Source organism: Opitutaceae bacterium (assembly GCA_041395105.1).
GTDB lineage: Bacteria > Verrucomicrobiota > Verrucomicrobiia > Opitutales > Opitutaceae > B12-G4.
Genome location: JAWLBB010000002.1, coordinates 392543 through 408347, shown reverse-complemented (window position 1 = coordinate 408347; position 15805 = coordinate 392543). Strand labels below are relative to the sequence as shown.

10 protein-coding genes are annotated in these 15805 nt (G+C 61.9%); 9 read left to right on the top strand and 1 reads right to left on the bottom strand.

Going from position 1 to position 15805, the window contains the following annotated elements; genetic code table 11:
* Positions 1-208: 208 nt before the first annotated feature.
* The 4 genes from R3F07_08515 to R3F07_08500 all read left to right on the top strand — a co-directional run bounded on the left by R3F07_08515 (position 209) and on the right by R3F07_08500 (position 7795).
* A complete protein-coding gene (locus tag R3F07_08515; protein MEZ5276407.1) occupies positions 209-4396 on the top strand; it encodes a S8 family serine peptidase in 4188 nt (1395 codons plus the stop codon).
* A gap of 125 nt (positions 4397-4521) precedes the next feature.
* Positions 4522-5523, top strand: a complete 1002-nt coding sequence (obgE, locus tag R3F07_08510; GenBank protein ID MEZ5276406.1) for a GTPase ObgE — start codon at positions 4522-4524, stop codon at positions 5521-5523.
* A 70-nt stretch (positions 5524-5593) separates the two neighbouring features.
* A complete protein-coding gene (locus R3F07_08505; GenBank protein MEZ5276405.1) occupies positions 5594-6082 on the top strand; it encodes a hypothetical protein in 489 nt (162 codons plus the stop codon).
* Positions 6083-6085: 3 nt separating this feature from the next.
* Complete coding sequence (locus tag R3F07_08500) at positions 6086-7795, top strand: GspE/PulE family protein (protein MEZ5276404.1); 1710 nt, start codon at positions 6086-6088, stop codon at positions 7793-7795.
* A 458-nt stretch (positions 7796-8253) separates the two neighbouring features.
* Here the strand turns inward: R3F07_08500 and mnmA are convergent, their stop codons facing one another.
* On the bottom strand, positions 8254-9327 hold the full coding sequence (mnmA, locus tag R3F07_08495) for a tRNA 2-thiouridine(34) synthase MnmA (protein ID MEZ5276403.1): 1074 nt from the start codon (positions 9325-9327) through the stop codon (positions 8254-8256).
* A gap of 183 nt (positions 9328-9510) precedes the next feature.
* Here mnmA and R3F07_08490 point away from each other — a divergent pair, with 183 nt between their 5' ends.
* The 5 genes from R3F07_08490 to tpiA all read left to right on the top strand — a co-directional run bounded on the left by R3F07_08490 (position 9511) and on the right by tpiA (position 15790).
* Complete coding sequence (locus tag R3F07_08490; protein MEZ5276402.1) at positions 9511-11952, top strand: glycoside hydrolase family 1; 2442 nt, start codon at positions 9511-9513, stop codon at positions 11950-11952.
* An 86-nt stretch (positions 11953-12038) separates the two neighbouring features.
* On the top strand, positions 12039-12320 hold the full coding sequence (locus R3F07_08485) for a hypothetical protein (protein ID MEZ5276401.1): 282 nt from the start codon (positions 12039-12041) through the stop codon (positions 12318-12320).
* A gap of 341 nt (positions 12321-12661) precedes the next feature.
* A complete protein-coding gene (gene gap, locus R3F07_08480) occupies positions 12662-13705 on the top strand; it encodes a type I glyceraldehyde-3-phosphate dehydrogenase (GenBank protein ID MEZ5276400.1) in 1044 nt (347 codons plus the stop codon).
* 85 nt (positions 13706-13790) lie between these two features.
* The gene (locus R3F07_08475) at positions 13791-14993 is read left to right on the top strand and encodes a phosphoglycerate kinase (GenBank protein MEZ5276399.1); all 1203 of its coding nucleotides are present in this window, start codon (positions 13791-13793) and stop codon (positions 14991-14993) included.
* Between the two features lie 23 nt (positions 14994-15016).
* Positions 15017-15790, top strand: a complete 774-nt coding sequence (tpiA, locus tag R3F07_08470; protein MEZ5276398.1) for a triose-phosphate isomerase — start codon at positions 15017-15019, stop codon at positions 15788-15790.
* The last annotated feature ends 15 nt before the right edge of the window (positions 15791-15805 follow it).

The following is a 15805-nucleotide window of genomic DNA, read 5'->3' as shown; positions in this document are numbered from 1 at the left end:
CAGCTTTTGGAAGGCGTGCCGGGACGAACGTCTGCGAATCGGTCATCGGGGTGAGGTCTTCCCCGGCCGCTTCCGCCCTGGCACCGGCTTCGTCATTGCCTCTCCCGACCGTTTGCGTGTCTGATTTGACCCGAAAGAGCATTCGAGACACGGTTTTTGTGTCATCTGGTGCCCCGATCGGTCGAATGGGGCGTAGAATTGGGAAGTTATGCGTTTCAAGGGCCGAGGATACCGCACCGCAGGGATAGCTGCCGCGATCGTCGTGGCGGCGGTTCTCATGTGGCCTTCAGCGGCTGATGACTCCCGGAAAGTGGATCCTGCATCCGGTGCCCCGGAGGGATTTGCGGTCGCCGATGTCCAGAGGACCGGAACCGCACCGTCCGGTGGCGCCGCCCTCGACCCCGGGCCGGATCCGGCTCCGGCCGGAAATACTCTGGTTGCGGATTCGCCGGCAACCGCGTCTGCCGGCTCCGGGGAGACCTGGCAGCGGGCATGGATCGAGGAGTCATCCGGGTCCGACACCTGGATCCGCCATGTGGATGAGATGGCGACCGATCCCGGGACGGGTGAGCCGGTGGTTGTCCGGAGTGTCGCCATGCTGGCGGATCAATTGGCGCTTGCCCTTCCGGCGGGATCCGATCCTGACACGGTGCGGGCGGCCATTGAATCACTCGGATACTCGGTGACCCGGTCGCAATCGTTTTCCCCGGTCTGGCAGATCGGGCTCGGGCGTCACGATGTGCAGGCCGTGCCGGAGGGCCTGGCCGGGATCGCGCGTACCCTCCCAGCGGTCACGGTCGAGCCCGACTACCTCTATTATCCTCAACGGGTCCCCGATGATTTTGATCCTGTCGTTCTCTGGGGTTTGGAACGGATCGAGGCTCCGGCCGCATGGAGCGTCTCGACAGGATCCGCCGAGGCGGTGGTTGCGGTCATCGATTCCGGGGCGGAGCTGGATCACCCTGACCTGGCTGGGAATATCTGGGTCAACCCGGGCGAAACAGCAGGCAACGGGATCGACGACGACGGCAATGGCCTCATCGATGACATCCACGGTTGGGATTTCATGCAGGATGACAATCAGCCCGACGACAACGGTCGTCACGGGACCCATGTGGCGGGCACGATCGGGGCGGTCGGCAACAACGGAACCGGATTGGTCGGAGTCAACTGGAACACGCGTCTGATCATTGTCCGGGCGGGGGACGAGACCTTTTCCAATTCCCGGTTGGGTCAGGCCATCGACTATGTGACCGATCTGCGGAAGGCGGGGGTTCCGGTTGCCGCGACGAACAACTCCTACGGGGGCGCCGGTGACAGCAGCATCATCCGATCGGCGATTGAACGCTCGAGGCAGGCGGGTATCCTCTATGTGGCGGCGGCGGGCAACGATGGCGTCAATATCGATGTGGCGGGCAACGCGACCTACCCGGCCAGTTACGATCTGGACAACGTCATCACGGTGGCCTCGAGCAACCTGGCAGACGAATTGTCCATATTCTCCAACTACGGAAAGACCGACGTGGATCTGGCCGCGCCGGGAAGCGCCATCCGGTCGAGCATTCCGGGAGGGGGCTACGGCTACCTCAGTGGAACCTCGATGGCCGCACCGCACGTCACCGGGGCGATCGCCCTGCTCAAGGCGGCCGGGCCGGAGCTTGGCTGGGAGGCGCTGCGGGACCGGCTCTTCCAATCCGTCGACGCGGTACCGGCACTGGCCGACCGGGTCTCGACCGGTGGAAGGCTGAACCTTCGCCGGCTTCTCGGGTTGACCGGCCCGCGCGCGATCGCGCGGATTGTCGCCCCGGCGGATCGGCTCGTGGTGCTGGAGGCGGCAGATGAAACCCTGGATCTGGAGGCATCCTCAGGCCCGGCCGAGGAACCGGTGGAGTTTCGCTGGGAGGTTGCCGAAGGGCCGGGCGAGGTGGCCTTTTCCGAGCCGGAGGCGTCGGTCTCGACGGCGCGGTTTTCCTTGCCCGGTCTCTATCGATTGCGCCTGTCTGCGGTTTCGGATTCGGAGGTGACGATGGATGAGATCACGGTGGTGGTCGGCGCGCCGGCGGTTCCGGCCGGGGGGCTGGTCGCGCTCTGGCAGTTTGAGGAAAGCGAAGGCGGGACGGCGCTGGATGGATCCGGCTCCACGCGCAACGGAACCTTGAGCGAGGTGATGCGTGAAGCGGGTCCGTTTGGAAAGGCGGCGCGTTTTAACGGAACGACCAGCAGTATGTCGTTCAGCTCGCCCGTGTCGGATGCGATCACCATGACCGCATGGGTGCGTTCGGATTCGTTGGGCGAGAGCATTTTCCCGCGGATCATCGACACTCCCGACTATATTTTCTATTTCGGACGGCGGACCGGGGATGTCGATGCCGACATCAACTCAATCAAGTTCTATGCTACAAAAACGGTTCAGGACGGAATCTGGCATACGGCCACCAACACCATCGGCGACGGTCAATGGGTACATGTGGCGGTCTCTTATGACGGGTCGAGCGCGGACAATTTCCCGTCGGTATTTCTCAACGGAGAGTGGTTGCCGGTCGGAGTCGACGCCCGCAGCGGTGACCAGGCCCGGGGAGTGGTCGGTGATCAGACACTTACTGCGGGCACCGCCTATCTGGGCGAAAATGATGAAGGTACGCGGGCCTGGGACGGCCTGATGGACGATGTCCGCATCTATTCCCGGGCCCTGAGCCGGGCCGAGGTGGCATGGATCGCCCGGGAGAGCACGGCAAGGCCCCTGCTGGACCAGGCCTTCCTGGTGCCGGAGCAGGTGTCCCCGGCGGTGCCGTTCACGATCCGGCCGATTGCCGAGGCACCGGTGCCCGGGGCGTCCTACCGATGGGATTTGCCGGAGGATACCCCCTTGATCGCCATGGATGAGGGCTTTGGTCCGTCCGCACGGTTCAACGCACTGGCGGGCGGAGATACCCGGGTGCGGCTCACGATTTCGCGAGACGGGGTGTCCGTGATCAAGTCGTGGACCGTGCCGGTGGTTTCGGGCACGCGACCGGAGACCGGATTGTTTGAAGGTGCTTTTCGATCCGGCGGCGGATCGGGCGAGATCTGGGTTGAGGTCAACCCGACCGGCCGGGCGCGCTTTCTTGGAGTGAACGAAGACGGCGGGGTGATCGCCGCGGATGATGTCCCGATCGGACCTTGGGGGGAGTTTTCCTTCGTCCTGGCCGACGGCGGAGCCGTCCGCGGGCAGTTCGGTCCGGATGACTTTGCCGGAGGGACCCTCGATGGGATGACCTTTTTCGGCGGAGAGCGGGTCTCGGTGGCGGGCGATGGTGGCGCTGTTTTTTTGAGTGGCCCGCTCGTCAATTCGGAAGACGGCCGGTTGCAGATCTGGCTGGGTCCGGATGGCTCGATCTACCTGGTTCGCAGCGATAGCGGCGGATTCGACGCCGCCTCGGGTTCGGTCAACGAGCAAGGAGGGTTCCTGCTGCAAGCTTCATCCGGCGCCGTAATCACCGGGCTGTTCGACCGTGAATCGATGACCGGGCGGGGTCGGATCGACGATGAGGCGTCGAGTGAGCCATTCTATTTTGCCGGTCAAAGCGGATTTGGCGGTGAGCGCCTCGCCAATATCTCGACCCGGGGAACGGTGGGGAAGGGTGACGCGATCATGATTGCGGGTTTCGTGGTCGAGGGCGGACCCTCCTCCCTGACCCTCCTGCGCGGGGTCGGACCGGGGCTTGAGGCGTTCGACCTGCAGAAGCGGGCGGGTGCAACCTCCTTGATTCTCAAGCGCGGAGATGTGGGGTTGTTCTCGAACCAGGGATGGAAGTCGAATCCGGAGGCTGCCCGGATTGAGGAGGTCTCGGCGATGAGCGGGGCGTTTCCGCTCCCGTCCGATTTCGGCGACTCCGCCATTCTGGCCGACCTGGAGGCGGGTGTTTACACGGTGGCTCTGAGCGATCCCTCTTCGGCCAACGGACTCGCCCTGCTGGAAATCTACGATGTGGGAGGCGAAGCGGAGATCCGTCTTGTCAATCTGTCCACCCGGGGCCGGGCCGCAGAGGGCGACGAGGCCCTGATCGCGGGCTTTGTGCTCGATGAGGATCTGCCCCGGCGGCTTCTGATACGGGCAATCGGGCCAGGTCTGGAATCCTTCGATGTGGCTGGATCGCTGGGGGATCCACGCATCGATCTTTTCATGGGAGAAAACAGGATCGCCTCGAACGAGGATTGGGAAGTTGGCGGCAGCGCAGAACTGATCGCCGAGCTCAGTGACCGGGTGGGCGCCTTTTCACTCGCGCCCGGCAGTCGCGATGCAGCCCTGACCCGCTACCTCGGCCCGGGCCGTTACACGGTCCGGGTGCAGCCTGCGGATGGAGTGCCCGGCATTGTGCTGGTGGAGATCTATGTCGTGCCCGACCCGGTCCGCTGACCGGTGGGCATCGCCGGAAGCGTGTCCTGCACCGGGCGCGAGCTCCGTGAACCCGATTGACCGACCTGCGGGAAAGCATTGCGTCGGGCAGCCGGGAGGCTTTGCTGGCCTCAGCGAGTCATTCCATGTTTATCGACGAGACAGTAATTTCGGCCCATGCGGGCGATGGTGGGAGGGGCTGCGTTGCCTTCCGGCGGGAGAAGTACATCCCATTTGGCGGACCCAGCGGCGGCGATGGCGGCAATGGCGGCAACGTCATTGTCGAAGGGGACCACGACGTCAACAATCTGAACGATTATCGATTCCGTCCGAAGTGGAAGGCGGAGCGCGGTGAGCACGGTCTTGGTTCCGACATGCACGGACACACCGGCAAGGACTGCATCCTGAGAGTCCCGCTGGGCACGGTGGTCATCCGGGAATCCGACGGCGAGGTCGTCGCGGAGATTCTGGAGGACGGTCAGCGTGTCGTCCTGCTCAAGGGAGGAAACGGAGGGTGGGGCAACGCCCGCTTCACGACGTCGACGACCCGGGCTCCGAAGCGGGCCAATCCCGGGCAGCCGGGCGAGGCGGGCGATTTCCGCCTGATCCTCAAGACTCTGGCTGACATCGGACTGGTTGGGTTTCCCAATGCCGGCAAGTCGAGCCTGACCAACCTGATCACCCGGGCCCGGCCCAAATGCGCAGCCTATCCTTTCACCACGCTTCATCCGCAGGTGGGGGTGATCGAGGACCCGATCACCTTCAGGCGGCTCCTGATGGCGGATGTACCCGGTCTGATTGCCGGTGCGAGTCAGAACAAGGGACTCGGGCACCGCTTTCTCCGCCATATCGAGCGCTGCCGTCTTCTGCTCATCATGATCGATATGGCCGGAACCGACGGCCGGGAGCCGGTCGACGATTACGCCCAATTGCTGGAAGAACTCGCCTTGTATGATCCCAAATTGCTGGAAAAGCCGCGTCTCGTCGTTGCGAACAAGATGGACGAAGAGGCTTCGGCCGGGAACCTGAAGGAATTCCTTCGGCTCAACTCGGTGGAGGTTATGCCGATATCCTGCTTGACCGAAGAAGGAATACCCAAACTCAAACAGCAATTATACTCAAGGGTGACGCCGCACGACGCCGCTTGATCCTGGACACGGATCGGCTCGTCTTGTCGAACGAGCCATCTGTGTCATGTCAGAATTCCGATCGATAATCATGCGAGCCAACCGGCTCCTTGGCGCGAACCTGGTGGAAAACAACCTGGTCCGGATCGAGGATCTGGAAAAGGCGAATGAACGGCTCTTCCAGATCATTGAGACCGGGACCGACCGGGATGCCAGCCTGCTGCACATCCTCATTCGGGAACTCAATGTCCTGACCGAGGAAAACATCCTCTCCTTCCTCGTTGACGAACGCGGGGTCGGCATCATCGACCTTGAGGATGTCGAGATGGCCGATGACCTTCGGCTGGAGATCAAGCCGGACATCTGCTGGGCCACCTGGACCGTCCCGTTCGACCGGGAGGAGGATTTTCACTATGTGGCCACCTGCTACTACATGAGCGACGCGGTTCGCCAGTTCTGGGAAAAGGAACTGGGCGGATCGATTGTCTGGTTCGCCACCACCATGAAGTCGCTCACCCAGATGCTTGAACGGGTCGAGAACGAACGCCTTTCCAACGCACCGGCGATTGCCGCCTCCTGAGCCATGGCCCTCGGACGAATCCAGACCTCCATCCTCGATAACCTGCGGGCGCTCGGCAAGCTGAGCGACGATCAGGCTCATGCCATCATCAACTCGCCCAATGAGCTGACCGGAGAAGCTCTCGACCAGGTTCTGGGCGATGAGCATAAGGTCTCCAGCGAGCAGCTGCTCGTGGCCAAGGCCCGGGCCTACGGGATGGCTCCGATCAATGCCATGCGGGTCCGGCTCAACCCGGCATCCTTCGACAAGATCTCCCAGGAGTTCTGCCTGAAGAACGCCGTTCTTCCCGTCAGCCTGATGGGCGATTACATCGTCGTCGCCTTCGCCAATCCCTTCGAACTGGCCATTTCCAACAAGATCCAGGAGATCTTCGGGAAACGCGTCGTGCCGTTGCTGGCCCGCGAAAAAGACATCCGCGAAAAGCTCAATGCCGATATCAACAAGGGCGACGGGCAGTTCGAGGATGTTGTCGGCCAGTTGGGTCTGGAGGATGAGAGCACCGTCGAAATCGAAGAGGAGGACCTCGAAAACGAAGAGTCCGCTCCGATCATTCAATTGGGAAATCGAATCATCGAGGAGGCTCATGCCGCCGGCGCCAGTGACATCCACGTCGAACCCGGCGAAAAGGATCTCGTCGTCCGCTACCGGGTGGACGGAGTCTGCCTGGAGAAACTGCGCCTGCCCGCCAAGGTCGCCCCTGCTCTGGTGGCCCGCTTCAAGATCATGTGCAACCTGGATATTTCGGAGCGCCGTCTGCCCCAGGACGGACGCATCGTCTTCCGGCAGTACACGAAGAAGAACATGGACATCGATCTGCGCGTATCGACCGCCCCGCTCAATCACGGAGAGGGTGTCGTCATGCGTATCCTGGACAAGAGCAAGTCCACGCTGCCCCTGCCCGCCCTCGGCTTTTCCGAGGAGAACCTCACGCGCTACCGAAAACTCATCACCCAGCCCTACGGGATGATCCTGCATTGCGGTCCGACCGGTTCGGGAAAGTCGATGACCCTCTATTCCGCCCTCAACGAGATCAACTCGCCGGAGGCCGTCATCCGCACGGTCGAGGATCCGATCGAGTACACGCTCAAGGGGATCAACCAGATGCAGATGAACCGCCAGATCGGCCTGACCTTCGCGGCGGCCCTGCGCGCCTTCCTGCGTCAGGACCCCGACATCATCCTGGTCGGCGAGATTCGCGACAAGGAAACCGCCAATATCGCGGTCGAGGCGGCCCTGACCGGTCACTTGCTCCTGAGCACCCTGCACACCAACGATGCGCCCAGCACGGTGGCCCGTCTGACCGACATGGGAATCGAGCCGTTCATGATCTCGTCCTCCCTGCTCTGTGTCTGCGCCCAACGCCTCATGCGCCGGGTCTGCAAGATCTGCCGGGTCGCCTATCAGCCCGAAGGCCGGGAAAAGGAACTGCTCGAGAAGGCACTCGGTTGGAGCGGCACCATCTACAAGGCCAAACACGACGGTTGCTCGCGCTGCAACGGTGCCGGCTACAAGGGCCGTGTCGGTATCCACGAGTTGATGACGGTGAACGACGACATCATCGAGGCGATCAATCGGGAGGCCGACACCAATGTCCTCAAGAAGCTGGCCGTGACCGCCGGGATGAAGACCCTTCATCATGACAGCCTGCTCAAGGTGAAGGAAGGCATCTCGACCCTTGAGGAGGCCCTCTGCACCGTCCCGCCGGACCTCTAGTGCGACGGAGCCTCTCCGGCAGACGAACCTTCGCCAAAGGATTGGTCGTCCGGGCGGAAACTGCCTGATTTGCGGCGGCGCCGGAAGGCAGAGCGTGTCTGCGGCACCAAACCAACCGTAGCAAACTACGGTTTGTTTCAGTGCGAATGCCCCTACGGTCCATACTAGAATTGCGCCTAGTTAGCGAAAGAGTCGGATCAGCCAACGAGGTGTTGACTGCTCTTCGACGGCGGGTCCGGAGGCCCTCGCCCTACCAACCGAAATCGGAGCATGCATGGTGGGGCTGGACGTCCCCGGCCAGCCGCAACGGTTGTCCGAGACAAAACAACGATCAATACCCTTAACTGAGCGCTATTCCAGAATGCTACGGTTGGTTTCGGGTCGGAAAACCCTACGGTCTATGCTACAGTTTGTTTTCCATGCCGGCCGATGGACGGTGCGGCGGGCAAGACAGTCGCTCAGCCGAAGACCCCGCCGCCCAGCAGTCGTTCGCCGTCGTGGAGGGCGAGGATCTGGCCGGCGGCCAGGGCCCGTTGGGGTTGGTCGAAGACGATCCGGGCGCCACCCGATCCGTCCGGGATGAACTCGATGCCCACCCTGGGGTCGCGGTAACGGACCCGGGCCTGGAGGCGGCGGGGCTGGACGATAGGCTCGACCAGCCAGCTCAGTCCGTGCACGCCGGTCTCGCTGCGGTAGAGACCCGGGGCGGAGGGATCCTCGAAGGCCACGAGCAGGGCGCCCGTCTCCTGTTCCTTGCCGACCACCACATAGTTGCGGTGGTCGGTGTTGGAGGGGACGCCGATGCCGCGCCGCTGGCCGATGGTGAAGAGATGCAGGCCGTGATGCCGGCCGATTTCCCGGCGGTCCTCGGCGCGGAGGATCGGACCCGGCCGGTCCGGGACATGGTGACGGAGAAAATCCTGCATCCGGATATTGCCGATGAAGCAGATGCCCTGACTGTCCTTCTTGCCGGCGATCGGCAGGCCGGCTTTTCCAGCGAGGCGTCGGACTTCGGGTTTCGTGAGGTCCGCGAGGGGAAAGCGGGCCCGCTCAAGCTGATCCGGGCGCATCAGGGCGAGAAAGTAGGACTGGTCCTTGTTCTTGTCCGCTCCCTCAAACAGGGCGGGACGGCCTTGCTCCATCGGGACGCGCCGGGCGTAATGACCGGTGGCGACCGCGTCAAAACCCTGCCGCCGGGCGTAGTCGAGAAAGACCCCGAACTTGATCTCCCGGTTGCAGAGAACGTCGGGGTTGGGGGTGAGGCCGCGCTGGTAGCCGTCGAGGAGGGTGTCGACGATTTTCGAGCGGTAGGCGTCCATCAGGTTGACCACCTCGAATTCGATTCCGAGGCATTCGGCCGCCGCGCGGGCATCGAGGATGTCCTGCTGCCAGGGGCAGTCGCCGATGATATTGTCCTCGTTGAGCCAGTTCTTCATGTAGGCACCCGCCACCGGGACACCCGCCTCCTTCAGGAGGAGGGCGGCCACGGCGCTGTCGACTCCGCCCGACATGGCCACCAGAACCCGTTCCATCCTTCCATCTATCTGCACACCGGCGCTTGCAGGCAAGGTCCGACGGGAAATAATCCTGCACGATCCAGGGTTGGCGGCACAGTGATTGCTTTTGCCGTTCACACCGCCTCAAATCAGGTCGATCACAGAACCTGGGTCAGGGGATCGACTTCCTCTTCCCGTTTTCCATCCCTCTTTTCCACCTTGCTTGAGCATCTGCAGATTGAAGAAGCGGTCCTGACCGCGCCCGATTCCGGAGTGGTGTCGCTCTCCCGGGATTGGCCCCGCCGTTCCTGTCCCCGCTTGTCGCTCGACGGATCTGAGAATGGATTTGCCACCCTTGATCCCGTCCCTGCGGTCGAGTTTCTCCGAACAAGCGGGTATTTCATGGATGACGAAGGTCGTCTGGGATTCGGCCTGTCGGAATCCTTCGTGGAGTCGATCGGCTCGACGCGGGAGACCTTGTATCTGGCCGGAAGTTTCAATGGCTGGCCGGAGGCGGTCGGTCGTCCGGAGTGGGAGCTGAAACGACTGGAGATCGGAGGCGAGGTCTGGCGGGTCTGTTTCTGTGATCCTGCCCTGCTCGAAGGCGATGAGGTCCGCCAGTTCAAGTTTGTCTCGAAGGATCACCGCTGGCTGCCGGTGACCCCCGACGCGCTCGGATCGATTCTCGATGGCACGGGCAACCGGAATCTGCGCGTCAATCTCCATCGTTCGGGGCACCACCGCTTTGCCTTCCGACTCAGGACGCCTCTCGATCTGAGTGAGCATCACGAAATCCATTTGCATCACGAAAAGGGGGTGCATCGGCATACCCTGAAGCCGGGAGCGTTCTTTCATCACCTTCGGAGCGATCTGCCGATGGGGGTCAGCCATGAGCGGGATTCCGTGGGGGAGCGGACCGTTTTCCGGCTCTTCGCCCCACGGGCGAAATGGGTGAAGATCGGCTTGTTTGAGGATTTTGACGCTCCAGAGCATATCGTCTGGTATCCGTTGGAACCGCTGGGTGACGGCGCCTGGGAGACCCAATTCCCGGGAAATCTGGACGGGTGGTTCTACTGGTTCCGACTCGATGGCCCGCACAACGAGTACGGCCATTTTGATCCCGAGCGTAATATCCTGGATCCATATGCGCGGGCCACGGTGGGTCGGGAGGGACCGGGCATCGTCCTGGATCTGTCCCGCTTCGGGAAGTCGGATCCGGGCTTCAGGACACCGCAATGGCAGGACCTCGTGGTCGTCGAAGCCCACGTGCGTGACCTGGTGGCCAAGGCCCCCATCCTGATCGGCGCAGAGGAGCGTTGCGGCTACAGCGGGCTCTCGAAGTGGCTCGATCATCCTCAGTGCTACTTGAAACGGTTGGGCGCCAATGCTGTGGAACTGCAGCCGATCCAGGAGTTCGACACGGTGAACCGCGACGAGTATCATTGGGGCTATATGCCGGTGGGCTATTTTGCGCCCGAATCAAGTTACGCCCAGGATCCTCTGATCGGATCCCAGGTCGCCGAGTTCAGGGACCTCGTCGCCACATTTCACCGCAACGGTTTCTCCGTCCTGATCGATGTGGTCTACAACCATGTGGGCGAGCCCAACCACCTGCTCTTCATCGACAAGCTCTACTACTTTGAACTGGCCCCGGATGCTTCGTTGATGAACTGGAGCGGCTGCGGAAACGATCTGCGCTGCTCGGCCGCAATGACCCGGCGGTTGATCACGGACAGTCTCCGTCAGTTCGTCCAGTTGTATGGAGTGGATGGTTTTCGCTTCGATCTCGCCGAATTGATCGGACGGCCGGTGCTCGAGGAAATCGAAAGGAGCCTGAAGGCCGTCAAGCCGGATGTGATCCTGATCGCCGAGCCCTGGAGTTTTCGCGGGCATATTGCCGGTGAGCTTCGCGATACCGGTTACGCTTCATGGAACGACGGCTTCCGGAATTTCCTCAGGGATTATCTCCGGGGAGGCGGACAGGCGGAAACGGCCGCCTACTACCTGAAGGGCTCACCCTGGCATTTCGCCAAATGGCCCGCCCAGACCGTCAATTACGTCGAGTCTCATGACGACCGCACCTGGATTGATCTGATCACCGAGAATCATGACGGCAACGGGACCTGCCCGACCCTCGTCGATATCCAGCGCACCCACCTGATGGTCGCATTCCTGATGGCCTCGCTGGGCATCCCGATGCTTCATGCCGGTCAGGATTTCCTGGTCTCGAAGCAGGGTGAGCACAACACCTACCAGAATGGGGCCATCAACGCGCTGGATTTCCGTCGCATCTTTCGATTCCCGGGGACACACCGCTATTTCTCGGAGTGGATCCGACTGCGGCTCTCGCCCCTGGGACGTTTGATCCGGCTGTATTCGGCGCCGGATGATGGCTATTTCTCCATCCACCAGGCCGGGCAGGGGAGCGGTCTGGCCATGGTTTACAATGCCGACGGCAGCCTGGGAACACAGAATCTCCTGTTTGCCATCAATCCCGAGGGGGTTGACGTCCGCATTCCCCTGGGATTCTGGGGCAATCGTGCATGGCTCCAGGTGGCTGACCAGGAACGTTGCCGGCTCGATGGCATCGACATCCCGTTTCCTCTCGACGAGGGCGTCTACCTGCCACCGCGGGGTTGTGGACTCTGGGTTCTCGATTAGGGTGGTACAGGGGAAAACACCGCACCGAACGCAATGACGACTGTCACCGTGACTGGCCCCGACCTTGCGGCAAGCTGGAGTCCACCATGGATTTGATGACAAAGGTCGACAGGACGTTGGGCCGCCTCTGCCTGCGGTTCTGCGCCATTGTTGCCTTTTCCGTTGCCGCGGGGGCCACCGTGTTCGCCGCGGTTGTCCTGCTCAACGGACATATCGTTGGCGCTGTGATACTGGCCGGGGCCGCCCTCTTCTTCTGGCTCGGACGTGTCGTCTGGCGGGATCCGGCAACCCTGGGCGAGGTCCTGAATCGGGATTTCGAGCGCCCGGGAAAGTCGGGAAAAGATTCCCGTGTGCGGGATGTATTGTGAGGAAGGTCGTGCTTCACGGATACTGATGGAATGTGGCCGGACAAACCCGCTGCCTTGAAACCCGCGACACCACGGCCTCTCCTTTAGGGTATCCAGGGTGCGGTCGGGGTGATCCCGGCCGTTCGAAGAGGGGGCCAAATGCCCGGGCGAAGTGAATTCGCGCGGACAGTCAGCGGTCCGGCTGGGCATATCCTGCTATTCTCTGCGAGGATTTTGAGGGGGGGGACTTCCTCTCTTGCCAAAGGGTGGGGGATTGCTTTGCATCGGAACTTCCGGCCTCGGACGTCGCCTGACGGCGCGTTCCGGTGCCCTTCCTAAGCAATCAAACTTGAAAAAGCATCATGGCAGTTAAAGTTGGAATCAATGGTTTCGGACGTATCGGTCGGCTCGTATTTCGCGCCATCGTCGATCAGGGGCTGCTTGGCAAGGAAATCGACGTCGTCGCGGTCAACGATCTTGTCCCGGCCGACAACCTCGCTTATCTCGTGAAGTACGATTCGACCCAGGGTCGTTTCGTCGGCACCGTCACGTCGGAAAAGTCGAGCCCGAGTGCCGCCGAGGACGATGTCCTCGTGGTCAATGGTCACAAGATCAAGTGTCTGGCGGTCCGCGAGGGCCCATCCGCTCTTCCCTGGAAGGAACTGGGTGTGGACATCGTGGTCGAGTCGACCGGTCTCTTTGTTGAGGACAAGAAGGCCCAGGGGCATATCGACGCCGGCGCCAAGAAGGTCATCATCTCCGCTCCCGGCAAGGGCGACGTCAAGACGGTCGTTCTCGGCGTGAATTGTGATACGCTGACGGCGGCGGACAACATCATCTCGAACGCCTCCTGCACGACAAACTGTCTCGCTCCCATGGCCAAGGTCATCCTCGAGAACTTCGGAATCGAAGAAGGTTTGATGACCACGGTCCACAGCTACACCTCGACCCAGAAGACGGTTGACGGTCCTTCCCGCAAGGACTGGAAAGGTGGCCGGACGGCCGCGATCAATATCATCCCTTCAACGACCGGCGCCGCCAAGGCGGTCGGGCTTGTCCTTCCCGCAGTCAAGGGAAAGCTCTCCGGCATGGCTTTCCGGGTTCCGACCCCGACTGTTTCGGTGGTCGACCTGACGGTCCGGACGGTCAAGGAGACAACCTACGAAGAAATCTGCCGGAAGATGAAGGAGGCCTCGGAGGGTGCCCTCAAAGGGATCCTCGAGTATACCGAAGATGAGGTCGCTTCGTCAGACTTCATCCATTGCCCGGCCTCCTCGATCTTCGATGCGGGATCCGGCATGGGCCTGACCAGCCGCTTTTTCAAGCTGGTCAGCTGGTATGATAACGAGTGGGGCTACAGCAATCGTTGCGTCGACCTGATTCGCAAAGTCGCCGGAATGCTCTGAGCCTGGTCGAGCGACCCGGTTATTCGGATTAATTCAATGTTCGAGGACGGCGGGTCATCGATGATCCGCTGTCCTCACCTCATCCATGGCTGCAATCAAGACGATCAAGGATATCGACCTCGCGGGCAAACGCGTGGTGGTGCGGGTTGATTTCAATGTGCCGATCGATAACGGCCGGATCACGGACGACACCCGGATCCGTGGTGCCCTGCCAACCCTGCGCCATCTCCTGGAGCAGGGCAGCTCGATCGTGCTTCTCAGTCACCTGGGCAGGCCGAAGGGCAAGGTGAACCTGAAGTACACCCTGCAACCGGTGGCCGCCGAGTTGGCCCGTCTGCTCGAGCGGCCGGTCACTTTTGTGGAATCCTGCAGGGGACCTGAAGCGGAGGCGGCCGTCGCGCTTCTGAAACCGGGTGGGGTTGCCCTGATGGAGAATGTCCGTTTCGAACCGGGCGAGGAGAAGAACGACGCCGAACTGGCCCGGGCCTTTGCCCGGCTCGGCGATTGTTACGTGAACGACGCATTCGGCAGTGCCCACCGCGCCCATGCGTCGACCGCGGGAATCGCGGACTATCTGAAGCCGGCCGTGGCCGGCCTGCTCATGGAGCGGGAACTCGAGTTTCTCGGTGAGAAGACCGCCCATCCGGAGCGGCCCTTTGTCGTGATCCTCGGTGGCGCCAAGGTCAGTGACAAGATCAGCGTGATCAACCGACTGCTGGAAAAGGCCGACGCCATCCTGATCGGCGGAGCCATGGCCTATACCTTTGCGCTCGCCCAGGGCAGGAAGGTCGGTGCCAGCCTGAACGAGCCGGACAAGGTTGATGTGGCCAATGCCGCCCTGGCCAAGGCGGCGGAGCGGGGGGTCAAATTCCTTCTTCCCATCGACACGCTGATCACGGACAAGCTGGACTTTGCCGCCGGTCTGGTCGGTGAGACCCGCATAGTCTCAGCCGCGGCTGACATTCCGGACGGTTGGCAGGGCGTCGACATCGGTCCGGAGTCGGCCGCGCTCTTTTCGGCCGAAGCGGCTGCCGCCGGCACCATTCTCTGGAACGGCCCCATGGGTGTCTTTGAAATCGATGCCTGCAGCAAGGGCACCTTCGCCGTGGCGGAAGCCGTCGCCGGAAACAGCCGGGCGATATCCATTATTGGCGGCGGGGATTCCGTGACCGCCATCAACAAGTCCGGTCTGGCAGACCGGGTCACCTTTATCAGCACAGGCGGAGGGGCCAGCCTCGAGTTCCTTGAAGGCAAGGAACTCCCGGGTGTCGCCGCTCTCGACAGTTAACCCATTTTGGCAAGGATCACCGTATGACTTCGAATCGCAAATTTCTCATCGCCGGTAACTGGAAAATGAACAAGACCTCGGACGAGGCAGTGGATCTCGTCCGTGAAATCGTCCAGAATCTGGGGCAGCAGATGGACGTCGAAGTCGTCGTCTGCCCGCCATTCACCGCGCTGTCCAGCGTGGCGCCTCTTCTTGAGGGGTCCACCGTCAAACTCGGGGCCCAGAACATGCACCCGGCGGCCAGTGGGGCCTATACCGGAGAGATCTCGGCGGAGATGATCCGTTCCCACTTTGCCTCCTACGTCATCCTCGGACACAGCGAACGGCGCAGCATTTTTGGCGAGACCGACGCCTTCATCAATGAGAAGGTGCATGCGGCGATCAAGAACCAGCTCAAGCCGATCCTCTGCGTGGGGGAGACGCTGGACGAGCGTGAGCAGAACCAGACGCTCTCGGTGATCAAGACCCAGCTTGAAGGCGGCCTGAAAGGCTTGGAAACCGAGGCTACCTCCGGGATGGTCATTGCCTACGAACCGGTCTGGGCCATCGGCACTGGAAAGGTGGCGTCGCCGGAACAGGCGCAGGAAGTGCATGCCTTTATCCGCTCCTGGATGGAGAGCCGGTTCAGCAAGGCTGTTTCCCAGAAGACCCGCGTTCTCTACGGGGGATCAATGAAGCCTTCGAATGCCGCCGAGCTGCTCGGACAGGCCGACATTGACGGTGGTCTGATCGGAGGCGCCGCTCTCGAGGCGAACTCCTTTGTTCAGTTGGTCAAGGCGGCGGCCGCGGCCGGCTGATTCACTCAATCAGCG

Coding starts and splice junctions, on each gene's coding strand:
- gap (MEZ5276400.1), top strand. CDS start 12,662: ATGGCAGTTAAAGTTGGAATCAATGGTTTCGGACGTATCGGTCGGCTC.
- R3F07_08485 (MEZ5276401.1), top strand. CDS start 12,039: ATGGATTTGATGACAAAGGTCGACAGGACGTTGGGCCGCCTCTGCCTG.
- tpiA (MEZ5276398.1), top strand. CDS start 15,017: ATGACTTCGAATCGCAAATTTCTCATCGCCGGTAACTGGAAAATGAAC.
- R3F07_08505 (MEZ5276405.1), top strand. CDS start 5,594: ATGCGAGCCAACCGGCTCCTTGGCGCGAACCTGGTGGAAAACAACCTG.
- obgE (MEZ5276406.1), top strand. CDS start 4,522: ATGTTTATCGACGAGACAGTAATTTCGGCCCATGCGGGCGATGGTGGG.
- R3F07_08475 (MEZ5276399.1), top strand. CDS start 13,791: ATGGCTGCAATCAAGACGATCAAGGATATCGACCTCGCGGGCAAACGC.
- mnmA (MEZ5276403.1), bottom strand. CDS start 9,327: ATGGAACGGGTTCTGGTGGCCATGTCGGGCGGAGTCGACAGCGCCGTG.
- R3F07_08515 (MEZ5276407.1), top strand. CDS start 209: ATGCGTTTCAAGGGCCGAGGATACCGCACCGCAGGGATAGCTGCCGCG.
- R3F07_08500 (MEZ5276404.1), top strand. CDS start 6,086: ATGGCCCTCGGACGAATCCAGACCTCCATCCTCGATAACCTGCGGGCG.